Origin of the sequence: Methylobacterium sp. Leaf399 (genome assembly GCF_001424525.1) — a bacterium.
Taxonomy (GTDB): domain Bacteria; phylum Pseudomonadota; class Alphaproteobacteria; order Rhizobiales; family Beijerinckiaceae; genus Methylobacterium.
In genome coordinates this window covers 111,391-125,461 of sequence record NZ_LMQK01000002.1, presented here as the reverse complement: position 1 = coordinate 125,461, position 14,071 = coordinate 111,391, and the positions used below count along the sequence as shown (strand labels likewise).

The following is a 14,071-nucleotide window of genomic DNA, read 5'->3' as shown; positions in this document are numbered from 1 at the left end:
AGATGCCCGTGGCGGGCGATGCCTCGAAGCCCCTTCCCGGCGTGTTGCGTTGGACGATCGGTGACCTCACGGTCACCGCCCTCAACGACGGATACCTGCAGGGGTCCCTCGATCTCGTCACGGGGATCGCCAAGGAGGATGCCGGCGCGCTGCAAGCGGCCGGCTTTCGCGCGAACGATCCCCGCATCACCCTCAACGCCTTCGTCGTCACCGGTGCCGGTCGTGCCCCGGTGATGATCGACACCGGCATGGGCGGGTTCGGCGGCGACACCCTAGGGCGCGTGCCGGCAGCGCTTGCCGTGGCCGGTGTTCGTGCCGAGGAGGTCGAGTCGATCCTCCTCACTCATCTCCATCCAGACCACGCCGGTGGTTTGATCGATGGCGACGGCGTGGCGCGTTATCCGAACGCCGAACTGGTGCTCCACGAGGCGGAAGCCGGGCATTGGCTCGACGAGGCAGCCCTCACGCGGGCCCCGGAGGACGCCAAGTCGTACTTCGAGGCGGCGCAGAAGGCGACGTCTCCCTATGCGACGCGTCTACGGACGATGACCGGGGGCGAGGTCGCACCCGGCATCACCGCGGTGCCGCTGCCAGGCCACACGCCGGGCCACACCGGCTACCGGATCGTCTCAGGGTCGGCGGCCCTCTTCATGTGGGCCGACATCGTCCACCTTCCGGCGATCCAGTTCATGCGTCCCGAGGCCGGGATGACGTTCGACGTCGATGGCGACCGGGCGCGGGAGACGCGCAGGCGCATCCTCGACGAGGTCGCCTCCGAGCGCAGCCTCATCGCGGGCGCGCATCTGGAGTTCCCCGCGCTGGGCTATGTCGCCCGTGACGGCGGCGGCTACAGCTTCGTGCCGGAGCTATGGGTGGCGGCACACTGACTTATCCCGTCCGCTCTCGGCGGACGGACCAGGATTTCGAGGCCCTCCCGCGCATCGCGACGCGCGTTCGGGCATCACACGTGGTCCCGCGTCATGGGGATCGCGACAGGTAGTGCGAGAGGTAGGACCGTGGTCATTCAGAAGAACTGGCAAGAGCTCATCAAGCCGAACAAGCTCCAGGTCTCGACCGGACACGACCCCAAGCGGGTCGCCACCGTCGTCGCCGAGCCGCTCGAGCGTGGCTTCGGCACGACGCTGGGTAACTCGCTCCGCCGCGTGCTGCTGTCCTCGCTGCAGGGCGCGGCCGTGACCTCGGTCCAGATCGACGGCGTGCTCCACGAATTCTCCTCGATCCCCGGCGTGCGCGAGGACGTCACCGACATCGTCCTCAACATCAAGACCATCGCGATCCGCTCGCAGACCGAGGCGCCCAAGCGCCTGACCCTGCGCAAGACCGGCCCCGGCGTCGTCACCGCCGGCGACATCGGTGCGGTCGGCGACATCCAGATCCTGAACCCCGACCTCGTGATCTGCACCCTCGACGACGGCGCCGAGATCCGCATGGAGTTCACCGTCGCCACCGGCAAGGGCTACGTCCCGGCCGAGCGCAACCGCCCCGAGGATGCGCCGATCGGCCTGATCCCGGTGGACGCCCTGTTCTCTCCCGTGACCAAGGTCAGCTACCGCATCGAGACCACCCGCGAGGGCCAGGATCTCGACAAGGACAAGCTGACGATGACCATCGAGACCAACGGCGCCGTGTCGCCGGAGGATGCGCTCGCCTACGCCGCGCGCATCATCCAGGACCAGCTCCAGGTGTTCGTGAACTTCGAGGAGCCCCGCAAGGAGGAGGCGCAGCCGCTCGCGCCGCAGCTTCCCTTCAACCCGGCCCTGCTCAAGAAGGTCGACGAACTCGAGCTCTCGGTGCGTTCGGCGAACTGCCTGAAGAACGACAACATCGTCTACATCGGCGACCTCATCCAGAAGTCCGAGGGCGAGATGCTGCGCACCCCGAACTTCGGCCGCAAGTCGCTCAACGAGATCAAGGAAGTGCTCGCCGCCATGGGCCTCCACCTCGGCATGGACATCCCCGGCTGGCCGCCGGAGAACATCGAAGACCTCGCCAAGCGCTTCGAAGAGCATTACTAGCGCGAATGGCGAGATGGCGAATGGCGAGTGGGGTAACCGAGCCCGGCTCGACCTTTTCGCCGCCTTCCATTCGCCATTCGCCATTCGCCTTATCAAGAACGACGGCCGTACCGTGGCACGGCGGCCGCTATAATCAGGAGAGCCAATCATGCGTCATGGATTTCGCGGTCGTCGCTTCAACCGCACCACCGAGCACCGCAAGGCGATGTTCGCCAACATGTGCGCCGCGCTGATCAAGCACGAGCAGATCATCACGACGCTGCCGAAGGCCAAGGACCTGCGTCCGGTCATCGAGAAGCTGATCACCCTGGGCAAGACCGACACGCTGCACGCCCGCCGCCTGGCGATGTCGCAGATCCGCGACGCCGACATGGTCCGCAAGCTCTTCGCGGTGGTCGGTCCCCGCTACAACACCCGTCCGGGCGGCTATTGCCGCATCATGAAGGCGGGCTTCCGCTACGGCGACAACGCCCCCCTCGCCGTGATCGAGTTCGTGGATCGCGACGTCGAGGCCCGCGGCAAGGATTCCGGCCAGGCGCCCGTCGACGAAGCCGCCTGATCGGCGTTTTCACGACCGCAACGAAAGAAAAGGGGTGGCCGGTTCGGTCACCCCTTTTTCGTTCGTCCGAGAGGATCCGCGCAAGACACGGTCAGGCCTGGGGCGCCGCGTCGACGAGGCCGGCGACGATGGCCGCGAAGTCGCTGGATTCGAACGGCTTGGCGAGAACGGGCACGCCCTCGGGGATGGTCATCGCCTCGGCATGGCCCGTCAGGATCAGGACGGGAACCGCCAGGCCGCGCCGACGGATGGCGTCGAGGAGTTCGACGCCCGTCATCCCCGGCATGGCGAGATCGGCCACCACGAGATCGAAGGTCTGCGATTCCAGGAGCACGAGCGCCGCCGCGGCGTCCTGCGCCTCGGTCTCGTGGTAGCCGAAGCCGTTCAGGAACGACGCGGTGACGTGGCGGACCTCTGCGTCGTCGTCGACAACGAGGATCCGGGCCGACCGCGGTGCCGCGATCGGCTTCGGGGCGGTCGCAGGGGCTTCCTCGGCCGCCTCCTCGGCCCGCGGCAGGACGAGGGCGACCCGCGTTCCCTGGCCGACGGTGCTCTCGATGCGCAGGTGCCCGCTCGATTGCTGGGCGAGCCCGAACACCATGGCGAGCCCGAGCCCGGTTCCCTGGCCGAGGGATTTGGTCGTGAAGAACGGCTCGCACACCCGTCCCAGCAGTTCCGGCGGTATGCCGGCGCCCGTGTCGCTCACGCTCATGACGACGTAGTCGCCATCGGGCAGGTCGGGGTCGTCGGCGATCCGCTCGCTGCGGGTGGCGATCACGATCCGGCCGCCCTCGGCCATCGCGTCCCGGGCGTTGATGCACAGATTGAGGATGGCGAGTTCGAGCTGGTCGGGGTCGACCAGGGCGAGCGGCCGGCTCGGGTCGAGCTCCTTGCCGACGCTGACGAGGCCGCCGAGGCTGCCGCCGATCAGTTCGCCCATCCCGTCGATCAGGGCGTTGAGATCGACCGCACGCGAGCGCAGCTCGCGGGCGCGGCTGAACCCGAGCAGGCGCTTGGTGAGGGCGGCCCCACGCTGGGCCGCCTGGGTGGCGTTGCCGACGAGGCGCTGGACCCGCGGCTGGTCGACGATCTTGGGCGCCACAAGCTCGAGGCTGCCGAGGATCGCCGTCAGCAGGTTGTTGAAATCGTGGGCGATGCCGCCGGCCAGGGTGCCCAGGGCCTGCATCTTGTCGGATTGGCGCAGGCGCGCCTCGAGCATGCGCTGCTCGGTGACGTCGCGTTCGATCACGGCGAGGTGGGCGATCTGGCCCGTGCCATCGCGGATCGGCACCCGCATCACATGGCTCCAACGCTCGGCGCCGGTGGCGCCCTCGGCGGCCAGGCTCTCCGAGGGTGCCCCGCTCAGCATCGCGGCGGCGTCGGCCGCCGCCCCCTCCGACGACGCGGCGCCGGGATTGATCTCCCCCTCCGTCCGGCCGAGGCAGGCCTCGACCTCCGGCCCGAGGTGGGACGCCTTGCGGGCGTTGAGGCGCACGAAGCGCCCCTCGGTATCCTTGAAGGCGATGGCGTCCTCGGTGTGGTCGAGGAGGCCCATGAGGAGGGCGCGTTCCGTGGCGAGGTCGCGGCCCAGGCGATGGCGCTCGAAGGCGTTGCGCACGGTGTTGCGCAGCAGGCCGGCGTCCCAGGGCTTGGTGACGTAGCCGGTGATGCCGCCGCGGTTGAGGGCGGCGACGACGGCGCTCAGGTCGGCGTATCCCGTGAGCAGGATGGCCTGGGCGTCGTGGAGCGTGCGCGCCTGCGCCAGGAGCTGGTCGCCGGTCATGCCGGGCATCCGCTGGTCGGACAGGATGACCGCGATGTCGGGCTCGGCCATCAGGATCGCGAGGGCCTCCTCCGGGTTCGTGGTGGTGCGGACCCGGTACTCGTCCTCGAACAGGTCTTCGAGGGCGATCAGGATATCCGGCTCGTCGTCGACGGCCAGGATGGTCGCTTTGTCCATGCTCATGCCGTCTGCCGCGGTATGCCGATCACGAAGCAGGCCCCGCCCCCCGGCGCCGTTTCGACGCCGAGCGAGCCGCTATGGGCCTGGACGACGCTGTAGGCAATGGCAAGTCCGAGCCCGGTGCCGGACCCGACGGGTTTGGTCGTATAGAACGGCTCGAAGATCTTTTCGCGCAACGTCTCGGGGATTCCCGTCCCGGTATCGCTAATGCGGATCCAGTCGGTCTCGTCGGTACTGTGGGTGACGATGGAAATGGTGCCTCCGTCGGGCATCGCATCGGCGGCATTGCCGAGAATATTCATGACGACCTGGTTGAGCAGGGCCGGCGTGCAATGGATCTCCGGGCGGCCGGCCAGGTCGTGGGCCACCGTGATGCGGTCGCCGAGCTTGTGCTGGATCAGCGAGAGCACGGTCTCGATCGCCTCGGGGACGTTGACGCGGGTGCGCTCGCCCTCGTCGAGGCGGGAGAACTTGCGCAGGTTCAGGACGAGGTCCTGGATGCGTGTGAGGCCCATGCGCATCGAACCGACCCGGTCGCGGGCCTTGGCGAGGGCCTTGATCGCACCCGCGTCCCCTTCGGGCGCCGGCACTTCGCTGAGCAGACGCTCCACGGTGCCCTGGTGGGCGAGGATGAAGGCCAGGGGATTGTTGATCTCGTGGGCGATGCCGGCCACGAGTTCGCCGAGCGAGGCCATCTTGGCGGCCTGGACGAGCTTGGCCTGGGCGTCGGTGAGCTTGCGGTTGGCGGTAGCGAGGTCGCGGTTGGCCCGTTCGAGGGCACCGGCCAGGGCGGCGCGGGCCTCGGCCGCCTCCGCCTCGGCGCGAGCTCGTTCGAGGGCCTGCTCGCGCAGCCCGAACTCGCCGGCGATGCGCCGGTTGTCCTCCTCGAGGAGCTTGCGCCGGACGAGGCCGCGCACCCGCATCACCAGGATCTCGGCATCGGCCTTCGAGACGACGTCGTCGGCGCCGGCGGCGAAGGCCTGCACCAGGAAATCCTTGGCCGGGGCGCTGCCGGCGATGCCCACGAGCTGGAATGTCGGCGTCCCGGCCTCGCGGGTCTCGCGTTCGGCGGAGCGGTGCCTGTCGATGGCCCGGCACAGGGCGAGGCCGTCGTAGGCGTGGCCCATGAGGTCGACGGTGATGCAGTCGAAGGCGGCCTCCGGGTCCGCCAGGGCCCCCAGTGCGGCCGCCTCGCCCTCCACCGCCCGGACGGCGTGGCCTTCGTGGGCGAGCAGCCCGGCGAGGAAGGTGCGGTAGGTGGCGCTGCCGTCTACCACCAGAACCCGGCCGCGGCGGAAGGCGGAAATGCCCGGGCTCTCGGCCGGTGCCTCGCCGCCCCGCTCGCGCAGGAGGGCGCGGATGCGCAGGATGAGGATGTCCCGGTCGGCGGACTTGGCGACATAGGCGTCCGCGCCGCTGTCGAGGCCCTGGCGCTCGCCGTCGCGGGCACCGGTGAGCATCAGCAGAGGCAGGGTGCGGGTGCGCAGCGACAACCGCATCTGCCGGGTGAACTCGTCGCCGTTCATGCCCGGCAGGTGGTAGTCGGCCACCACGAGGTCGGGCAGGCCGGTGTTGAGGTGGTCGAGGGCCGCCTCGGCGGTGGCGCAGCGCGAAACGGAGAACCCCTGCGACTCGAGGAGCAGGCGCAGTTCGAGCGCCTGCGTCTCCGAATCCTCCACGAGAAGGATGCGCGGAGCCCGCGCGGCCGGGTCCGGAAGCGCCGTCATGCCCCGGGCTCGCTTTGGGCGAGCCGCATGAGATGGGCAGCGATGCGGTCGAGGGGCAGGATGCTGCGGGCGGCAGAGAGCCGGATGGCGGCGGCCGGCATGCCGAACACGACCGCCGTGCTTTCGTCCTCGGCCACCGTGGCGGCCCCGGTGCGATACAGGTCGAGCAGGCCCAGGGCCCCGTCCTCGCCCATGCCGGTGAGCAGGAGTCCGATGCCGCGCGCACCGGCATGGCGCGCCACCGACCGGAACAGCACGGTGGCGGCGGGCCTCTGCCCCCCGACCGGTGGGGCGTCCGAGATCCGCAGGACGAAGCCCGGCCCGAGTTCGAGATGGCGGTCGCCGGGGGCGACGTAGACGTGTCCGGGTTCGGCGCGGGCCCCGTCGCGGGCGAGCGCCACCGGCAGCGCGACGACGCCGTCGAGCCAGGCCGCGAACCCCTCCATGAAGGCGGGACCCATGTGCTGCACCAGCAGGATGGGGAGGGGGAAGTCGAGGGGCAGGGCGCCGATGACCCGCGCCAGCGCCGGCGGCCCGCCGGTGGAGGCCGCGATGGCGGCCACGGTGAAACTCTCCACCAGGCGGCGCGGCTCGACCGGCGCCGAGGGGTCCGCCGACCTGCGCCGCGACCACTCCGCGCCGATCGGCCGGCGCCGGATCACAGGGACCTCGGCCATGATGCGCAGTTGCGTGCAGATCTCGGCGGCCACCGCATCGTAGCCGGCATGCGTCGTCGCCACCGGTTTCTCGACCACGGAGAGCGCGCCGGCGCGAAGGGCGTTCATCGAGATCGAGAGGGAGGAATCCTCCACCGAATCGGCGATCACCACGATGGGCGTCGGCTGTTCGGCCATGATCCGGCGGGTGGTCTCGAGGCCGTCAATGCCGGGCAGACGGATGTCCATCGAGATGACGTCGGGACGCACCGTGGCGATCTCGGCCAGCGCCGCCTCGCCCGAGGCGACCGCCGCCACCACTTCGAGGCGCGGGTCGCGTCCGACGATGTGGGTCAGCAGCTGGCGCACGACGAGGGAATCCTCGACGATCATCACCCGCACCCGCGCCGCTGCGGTCGACAGGCTCACAGCAGTTGCCCGATCGTGTCGAGGAGCCGGCCCTGGTCGAAGCCCTGCTTGGTCAGGTAGGCGTCCGCGCCCAACGCGAGGCCGCGGGCGACGTCGTCGGGGTCACCCCGCGACGTCATGAGAACGATCGGGAGGCGCGCGAAGGCCGGCTCGGCGCGAAGGGCTTCGAGGAGGCCGAAGCCGTCGAGGCGCGGCATCTCGACGTCGGCCACCACGAGGTCCACGGGCTCGATCGCCGCCCGCAGGCGGTCGAGGGCATCCTGTCCGTCGACGCAGACCACCACGCGATACCCCGCCGCTTCCAAGATGCCCTTCTCCAAGGTGCGGGTGGTGATCGAATCATCGACGACGAGGATCGTCGAACGGCGGGCGGAAGCGATTGTTCCGCGCTGCGACAGGGCGGGCGCGGCCGCGGCACGGCTTTCGGCGGCCCGTCCCACCACCTCGTCGGGGTCGAGGACCAGGACGGGCCGGCTGCCGTCGACGATCACCGTTCCCACCACCAGCCGGCGGTCGCCGGTCACCGGCGGCGCCGGCATCACCAGCAGGGTGCGGACGTCGAGGAGTCGGTCGGCCTCCAGCACGCAGCGGCGCTGGCCGTCCCGCAGGAGGACGGCGTTCATCGCACCGGGCTCCGCCGCCTGCCGCGACTGCGGGGCTCCGCCGACGAGGTCGGCGAGGTGGGCGACGGGCACCGTGAGGCCGGCCTCGTCGGCCTGCGGGGCCGCCTCGGCCGCCAGGGTCAGGACGGAGCGCCCCATCACGCTCGAAACGCTGCCGCGTTCGATGCGCAGGAGCCGCTCGATCGACCGGCTCGGCAGGGCGTAGGTGGCCGATCCGGCCTCGACGAGCAGCAGGCTGCGCCGCGCCGCCTGCAACGGCAGGCTCATGACGAGGGCGGTGCCCCAGGGATCGCGCGGCTGCAACCGCACGGTTCCGTCGAGGCGGCGCACCGTGTCGGCGACCACCGAAAGGCCGATGCCGCGTCCCGACAGGGTGTCCACCCCCGTACTCGTGGAGAAACCGGGCTCGAACACCACCGCGAGCAGGGTCTCGGGATCGGACGCGCCCGCCAGGAGGCCGCGCCGCCGGGCCGTCTCGGCGATGGCGCCGAGATCCGGCCCGCGCCCGTCGTCGACGACCGTGACCATGAGGCGCCCGCCCCGGACCGCCACGTCGAGACCGATCGCCATGGCCGGGGGCTTGCCGAGGCGGGCGCGAACCGCGGCCGGCTCCGCGCCGTGGCTCAGGGCGTTGCGCAAAGCGTGCAGCACGGGGTCCTTGAGTGCCTGGAGCATGGCCCGATCCACCGGAAGGTCGAGGCCGGTGGCGCTCACGTCGACATCGGCCCCGGCGTCGCGGGCCATGTCACGCAAGACCCGGGCAAACCCGCCGAACGCCGCCTCCGCCGGCACCAGGGCGAGGCGCTCGGTCTCGTCGCGCACCCGCGAGGCCGCGGCCTCGACCGCCGAGGCCACGACGCTACGCTGCCGGGACAGGCTGGTCGCATCCCTGGCCAGTCCGAGCAGGCCGGCCTCCAGCACGCGCATCTCCGCCAGTGCCGCGTCGAGGGCCTTCGCGTCCACGGCCGCCGGCTGTCGCCCGGCCCCGTCGGCGGCGGACCGGAACCGCTCGGCCCGTCGGCCGAGTTCGAGGGCGCCGGACCGGATCCGCGCCAGGCCCTCGGCCACCGACCCTTCGCCGATCAGGGCGGTGCCGAGTTCGTGGGCGGCACGGGTGAGGGCCTCCACCGCATCGGCGGGCACCCGCAGGACCGTGGGGCCGGATTCCCCGGCGGGCTCGGGCGCGGAAGGCGGCGGGGTTTCGGCCGCCGGCTCCGCGCGGGCCGGTGGCGGGGCCGGGCCGGCCCGATCCGTTTCGCCCGGGCCGGCCAGACAACGGTCGAGGGCCGCCAGCGCATCCTGGGGAGGGGAGGGCGTCAGGCCCCGCTGCAGGTCGGCGACGCAGGCCTCAATCCGGTCGAGGGCGAGGTCCACCGCCGCATGGGCGGCCCGGTCGAGGGCGGCGGAGCCCTCGACGATCCGCTCGAACAGGGTCTCGAGGCGATGGGCCACCGCCTCCACCGCCGGCAGGTCCACCGCGCGCGACGCCCCCTTGAGGCTGTGCGCCCGGCGGAAGATGTCGTTCCAGTCCGGCGCGCGCGCCTCCGCGCCGGCGGCGAGCGCGGCGCGGATCACGTCCACGTGCTCGCGGTACTCGATGGCGAAGGCCTCGAGGAGCTGCTGTCGGATGTCCACGCCCGGCGGCCGGGCTCAGTGCCGGTAACGGTCGGCCAGGGTCATCAGCGCCTGGGCCAACTCGGTGAGGTTGGCCGAGGCCGCCTCCACCTCGCGGGTGCCCGCGGCGGTCTGCTGGCTCGCCTGACGGATGTTCTGGAGGGCGCCCATCACCTGCTCGATGCCGAGTTGCTGCTGGTTAGTCGAGGCGACGATCTGCTGGAAGGTCTGCACGTTCTCCTCGACCCGGGCGGTGATCTCCTCGATGGTGCGCTGGGTGGTGTCGGAGCGGGCCTTGCCGGCCGCCGCCCGCTTGACCGCCTCCTCCGTGAGCATCACCGAGGTGTTGATGCCACGCTGGATCTCGGAGAGGATCGTGCGCACCTGGCCGGTGGCGGCCTTGGCCTGGTCGGCCAGCAGCTTCATCTCCGAGGCGACGATCGCGAAGCTGCGCCCGCTCTCGCCCGCCGCCGCCGCCTCGATGGCGGCGTTGAGGGCCAGGAGATGGGTGCGCTCCGAGATGTCGTTGACCGTGGTGATGATCTCGCTGATGGCCTGCGTCTTCTCGCTGAGCGAGACGATGTTGCCGGCCGCCGCCTCGGCCTGCTCGCGGATCGCGTCCATGGCCTTGACCGTGTCGGCGACCGCCCGCAGGCCGGCGCGCGAGGTCTGGGCGGTGGATTGCGCCGTGGCGATCACCTCGGTGGCGCGCTTGCCGATCTGGGCTCCCGAATGGGTGATCTCGTCCACCGTGGCGGCGGTCTCCTGGACGGCGGCGAACTGCTCCTCGACGCTGGCCGCCTGCTCCTGGGCCGAGGCCCGGATCTGGGCTGCGGCGGCGTTGAGGTCGGCGGTGGCGGCCCGGTTGGTGCGCGCCAGGTCGGCCAGCCCCGACACCATGGCGTTGAAGGTGGTGCTGAGGCGACCGAACTCGTCCCCGCCGGTGCGCGCGAGGGTGCCGGTGAGGTCGCCGCCGCCGACCCGCTCGGCGAACACCATGACCTCCTCGAGGGGCGTCACCACCCCGCGCCGGATCAACGCGGTGACCACGAGGCTGATCACGATGCAGGCGGACAGGAACAGGGCGATCGACAGGCGGCTGAGGTCGTAGATCTCGGTGGACCGGCGCTGGCCGGCGGCGATGCCCTCGTCGAGGAGGTCGCGGGTGCGCTCGACGTCGCGCAGGAGTGCCTCCTGGGAGCGGTCGAGGGCCTCGGTCCGGCCCTCCATGCCGGCGGTGTCCCTGGCGGCGATGGCGGCGAGTTGGCCTTCGCTGGCCGCACGCAGCTGGCGGAAGGCGCCGACGGTCGTCGTGGACGCCTCGGACAGCCGCTTCCAGATCGCGGCGCGCTCGGGCGACGGGGCGGTGGCGGAGTAGTCGCTCGTGGTGCGGACGAGGTCCGCGATGATGGCATCGACCTCGTCGGCGGTGCGGCGCCAGCCGTCGGTGGTCACGGTCTGATCCGCGTCGGACCTGTTGCGCAACAGGCTGGCGATCACGGCGTTGCGGCGCAGGATGCCGAGGTCGCGGGCCTTGTTGGCCAGGTCGTCGAGCTTGCGCGCCACGGACAGGTCGCGGCTGATGATCGTGTTGGTATTGTCGCGCACGGCGCTGATCTGGGTGAGGGCGTAGGCGCCCAGAGCCACCATCACGAGGATGACGACCACGAAGCCGAGGAGGATGCGTCGTCCAATCGAGATCGTCACGCTTGCGTCCCTGCTCCTCTGACCGGATTCGCCGTGGATGCGCCGCCGTCCGACGGACGCGGGCTCACGACAGGTAGCGATGGATCAGCAGCCGCGGGTCGATGACCACGACCGCCCCGGGGTGCGATCCGCCCGCTTGATAGACCGAAACCGCTCCGCTTCCCAGGCTTGCCTCCCGCAGCCCCGCCGGGGCCTCGCCGCCGGCCGGAGCGGCCTCGACGGGAATGGCGATCACGGCCTCGACACGGTCGACCGCCAGGGCGATGGCCGCCCCGGTGCCGCGCAGCAACACGAAATGGCCGGTGGGCACCTCGCCGTCCGTTTCCCACCCAGCGTTGTCCGTCATCCCCGCGTGGCGTCCGAGCCCCTCCGCGGGGCGTCCCAACGCCTCGGCGAGGCCGATCACGCTGACGACGCGGCCCGAGAGCGCCACGAGGCCGAGCACCGCCGCGGGCGCGCCCGGCACGGGCGTGCAGGCCCGCGCCGGCATGACCTGGGCGACTTCGCCGAGCGGCAGGCCGTAGCGGTCCGGCCCGCACAGGCACAGGAGCACCGGGCGGGTCGCGACGCGGGTGCCCGACCGGCCGCGCCTGGCCAGGGTCGCGGAGCGCTCGTCGAGCAGCGCGTCGAGCCGCGCCTGCGTCCTGCCGTCGATCAGGGCCCCAGCCGTCACGTCACGTCCTCTCGAAGGCCGTCGCGGGCCAGGATGGCCGTCGCGACGAGTTGGCCCGCGCGCAGGCCGTCGCCCTCGGGCACCTCGTCCTCCGCCGCGAGGCGCCGGGCGATCCGGACGGCGTTGTCGAGGCTGCGCGCGGCCGCCTCGCGGCGACCCACCCCCGTCAACAGAAGGCCGAGCTGGTAATGGGCCATGACGAAGTCGCCGTCGAGGTAGATCGCACCGCGCAAGGCGCGTTCGGCCTCGACCTCGCGGCCCAGGCTCCAGGCGAGCAGCCCGTCGTAATAGTGGAGGGCGGGCTGCGTCGGCCCCTCGACGAGGGCCGTGCGCACCGCGCGCCAGGCCTCGGCGACCGCGCCGGTGTCGGCCAGGGTCCTGATCCGGTCGAGGGGGTCCGTCCGCGGCGGCGGCGGGGAGGCCGGTTCTGGGTGCGCCCGCACCGGGCTCACCCAGGTGGATTCCACCCGCACCGGTGCCGGGGGAGCGGGGAGGGGACGCCAAGGGGTGGGCGCGATGACGGCGGGCTGCGGCGCCCCCTCCGGCTCGGCCGGCATGGCCCCGCGGGGACGGTAGGCGACGGTGCCGGGCAGGTTGACGGGGTCGAGGATCTCGCAGAACGACGGGTTCGGCTCGGCATGGCCGAGGAGAAGCCAGCCATCGGGCTTCAACCGCCGGCCGAAGGCGTTCACGAGGTCGAACACGACCCGGGCCTCGAAGTAGATGAGGACGTTGCGGCACAGGATCAGGTCGACGTCGGAAAACCGCGGCAGGCCGTCGTCGAGCAATCCGAGGAGGTTCTGGTTCTCGAAGGTCACCATCCGCCGGAAGTGCGGACGCAGGGTGAAGCTGCCGTCCCGGGACGCGCCGGGCGCACCGGGGCCGGTGACGAAGAAGCGTTCCTGGTCCTCGACGGGCAGCGTCCGCAGCGCCCAGCGCCCGTAGGTCCCCGAGCGGGCCACGGCGAGCGCGGCGTCGCTGATGTCGGTTCCGGTGATGGCGATGCGCCAGGTCGGCAGGTCCTGGCCGAGGAGGTCGTGGAGCAGGATCGCGATCGAATGCGGCTCGGCCCCGGTGGAACAGCCCGCACTCCAGATCCGCAGGGTCCGGCTCTGTGCCCTGGCGGCGATCAGGCCGGGCAGGATGGTCCGGCGCAGGGCCGCGAACTGCTCGGCGTAGCGAAAGAAGAACGTCTCGCCGATGGTGATCTCGGATTCGAGGGCGGCCCACTCGGGCGGTCCCGTCTCCGGTCCGGAGAGATGGGCGAGATAGGCCCCGGCGTCGGTCAGCCCGCAGGCCTTGAAACGCCGGTACAGGCGGTCGAACAGCAGCCCGTCCTTGTCGCGGTAGTAGTGGTGGCCGGTGCGCGCGATCACCGCCGCCTTCAGGGCGGGATAGCCCGGATCGGTCTCCGGGCCCGGCCGGGTCGTGCGGGTCGCCATCACGCCGCCGGGAACGCCGCGAGGCGGTCGGCCTCGCGCGCGGCGAGGGCGGSGAGCCGGTCCCGCTCCTCAAGGGTGAGGATGCGCGGCACCGCGAGGATCGGTACGAGGCGGTCCTGCCGCGACAGTTCGGCGACGACGCAGCCGTTCAGCGTGCTCGTCTGCGAGATCGGGTGCACCGCCTCATCCCCCACCCGGACGAGGTCGTCGACCCGGTCGACCAGGAAGGCGGCGGCCCCGTCGGCGGCGAGCACCAGGTGGCGGTAGGGGTTCTCGTCCTCGGGCACCCGCGCTTCTCCCCGCAGGCCGAGCAGGCGCGGCAGGTCGATCACCGGCACCGGAAGGCCGCCGAGATCGAGGAACCCGGCCAGCATCGCGCCCGCCGCCGGCGGGCGGTGCAGGCGCGGCAGGGGCAGGATCTCGCTGACCTCGACCTGCGCCAGGGCGCAGGTGGTGCCGGCCAGGGAGACGACGAGGTAGGCCGAGGTGGGGGACGGTACCAGGACGCGGCTCCGGTCAGGACGAACGAAGCAGCGGCCGGCCGGCCGGCTGCGTCCTCAGATAGGACGGCGGGTGGAGGGAGAGCAAACCCGAAGATGTCTTCCCGCGAGACGATGCCTGCCCGCGAGACGATGCCTGCCC

Annotated in this window: 11 protein-coding genes; 3 read left to right on the top strand and 8 right to left on the bottom strand. The window is 71.6% G+C overall.

Features of this window, described 5'->3' with window-relative positions; genetic code table 11:
* Positions 1 to 2 precede the first annotated feature (2 nt).
* From ASG40_RS04945 to rplQ, 3 genes are all read left to right on the top strand, one after another.
* The gene (locus ASG40_RS04945; RefSeq protein ID WP_055881641.1) at positions 3 to 887 is read left to right on the top strand and encodes an MBL fold metallo-hydrolase; all 885 of its coding nucleotides are present in this window, start codon (positions 3 to 5) and stop codon (positions 885 to 887) included.
* 93 nt (positions 888 to 980) lie between these two features.
* A complete protein-coding gene (locus ASG40_RS04940) occupies positions 981 to 2,036 on the top strand; it encodes a DNA-directed RNA polymerase subunit alpha (RefSeq protein ID WP_156387560.1) in 1,056 nt (351 codons plus the stop codon).
* A gap of 148 nt (positions 2,037 to 2,184) precedes the next feature.
* On the top strand, positions 2,185 to 2,595 hold the full coding sequence (gene rplQ / locus ASG40_RS04935; protein ID WP_055881632.1) for a 50S ribosomal protein L17: 411 nt from the start codon (positions 2,185 to 2,187) through the stop codon (positions 2,593 to 2,595).
* Between the two features lie 91 nt (positions 2,596 to 2,686).
* Here rplQ and ASG40_RS04930 read toward each other — a convergent pair whose 3' ends face one another.
* The 8 genes from ASG40_RS04930 to ASG40_RS04895 all read right to left on the bottom strand — a co-directional run bounded on the left by ASG40_RS04930 (position 2,687) and on the right by ASG40_RS04895 (position 13,932).
* Positions 2,687 to 4,555 carry a response regulator gene (locus ASG40_RS04930; RefSeq protein WP_055881629.1) on the bottom strand — a complete coding sequence of 623 codons (1,869 nt, stop codon included), beginning with the start codon at positions 4,553 to 4,555 and terminating at the stop codon, positions 2,687 to 2,689.
* 2 nt (positions 4,556 to 4,557) lie between these two features.
* Positions 4,558 to 6,285: a response regulator gene (locus ASG40_RS04925; RefSeq protein ID WP_055881626.1), complete on the bottom strand. Its 1,728-nt coding sequence runs from the start codon at positions 6,283 to 6,285 to the stop codon at positions 4,558 to 4,560.
* Positions 6,282 to 7,334 (bottom strand): chemotaxis-specific protein-glutamate methyltransferase CheB, encoded by a 1,053-nt coding sequence (gene cheB / locus ASG40_RS04920; RefSeq protein WP_055881811.1) that lies wholly within the window; start codon positions 7,332 to 7,334, stop codon positions 6,282 to 6,284. The genes ASG40_RS04925 and cheB overlap by 4 nt, the downstream gene beginning before the upstream one ends.
* 32 nt (positions 7,335 to 7,366) lie before the next feature.
* On the bottom strand, positions 7,367 to 9,628 hold the full coding sequence (locus tag ASG40_RS04915; RefSeq protein WP_055881623.1) for a hybrid sensor histidine kinase/response regulator: 2,262 nt from the start codon (positions 9,626 to 9,628) through the stop codon (positions 7,367 to 7,369).
* Between the two features lie 15 nt (positions 9,629 to 9,643).
* Positions 9,644 to 11,314: a methyl-accepting chemotaxis protein gene (locus ASG40_RS04910; RefSeq protein WP_055881621.1), complete on the bottom strand. Its 1,671-nt coding sequence runs from the start codon at positions 11,312 to 11,314 to the stop codon at positions 9,644 to 9,646.
* 64 nt (positions 11,315 to 11,378) lie between these two features.
* The gene (locus ASG40_RS04905) at positions 11,379 to 11,987 is read right to left on the bottom strand and encodes a chemotaxis protein CheW (protein WP_055881617.1); all 609 of its coding nucleotides are present in this window, start codon (positions 11,985 to 11,987) and stop codon (positions 11,379 to 11,381) included.
* Positions 11,984 to 13,429, bottom strand: coding sequence for a CheR family methyltransferase (locus ASG40_RS04900; RefSeq protein ID WP_055881616.1), 1,446 nt, complete (start codon positions 13,427 to 13,429; stop codon positions 11,984 to 11,986). The genes ASG40_RS04905 and ASG40_RS04900 overlap by 4 nt, the downstream gene beginning before the upstream one ends.
* Complete coding sequence (locus tag ASG40_RS04895; RefSeq protein ID WP_055881613.1) at positions 13,429 to 13,932, bottom strand: chemotaxis protein CheW; 504 nt, start codon at positions 13,930 to 13,932, stop codon at positions 13,429 to 13,431. The genes ASG40_RS04900 and ASG40_RS04895 overlap by 1 nt, the downstream gene beginning before the upstream one ends.
* Positions 13,933 to 14,071: the final 139 nt, after the last annotated feature.

Coding starts and splice junctions, on each gene's coding strand:
- ASG40_RS04945 (WP_055881641.1), top strand. CDS start 3: ATGCCCGTGGCGGGCGATGCCTCGAAGCCCCTTCCCGGCGTGTTGCGT.
- ASG40_RS04940 (WP_156387560.1), top strand. CDS start 981: ATGGGGATCGCGACAGGTAGTGCGAGAGGTAGGACCGTGGTCATTCAG.
- rplQ (WP_055881632.1), top strand. CDS start 2,185: ATGCGTCATGGATTTCGCGGTCGTCGCTTCAACCGCACCACCGAGCAC.
- ASG40_RS04930 (WP_055881629.1), bottom strand. CDS start 4,555: ATGGACAAAGCGACCATCCTGGCCGTCGACGACGAGCCGGATATCCTG.
- ASG40_RS04925 (WP_055881626.1), bottom strand. CDS start 6,285: ATGACGGCGCTTCCGGACCCGGCCGCGCGGGCTCCGCGCATCCTTCTC.
- cheB (WP_055881811.1), bottom strand. CDS start 7,334: ATGATCGTCGAGGATTCCCTCGTCGTGCGCCAGCTGCTGACCCACATC.
- ASG40_RS04900 (WP_055881616.1), bottom strand. CDS start 13,429: ATGGCGACCCGCACGACCCGGCCGGGCCCGGAGACCGATCCGGGCTAT.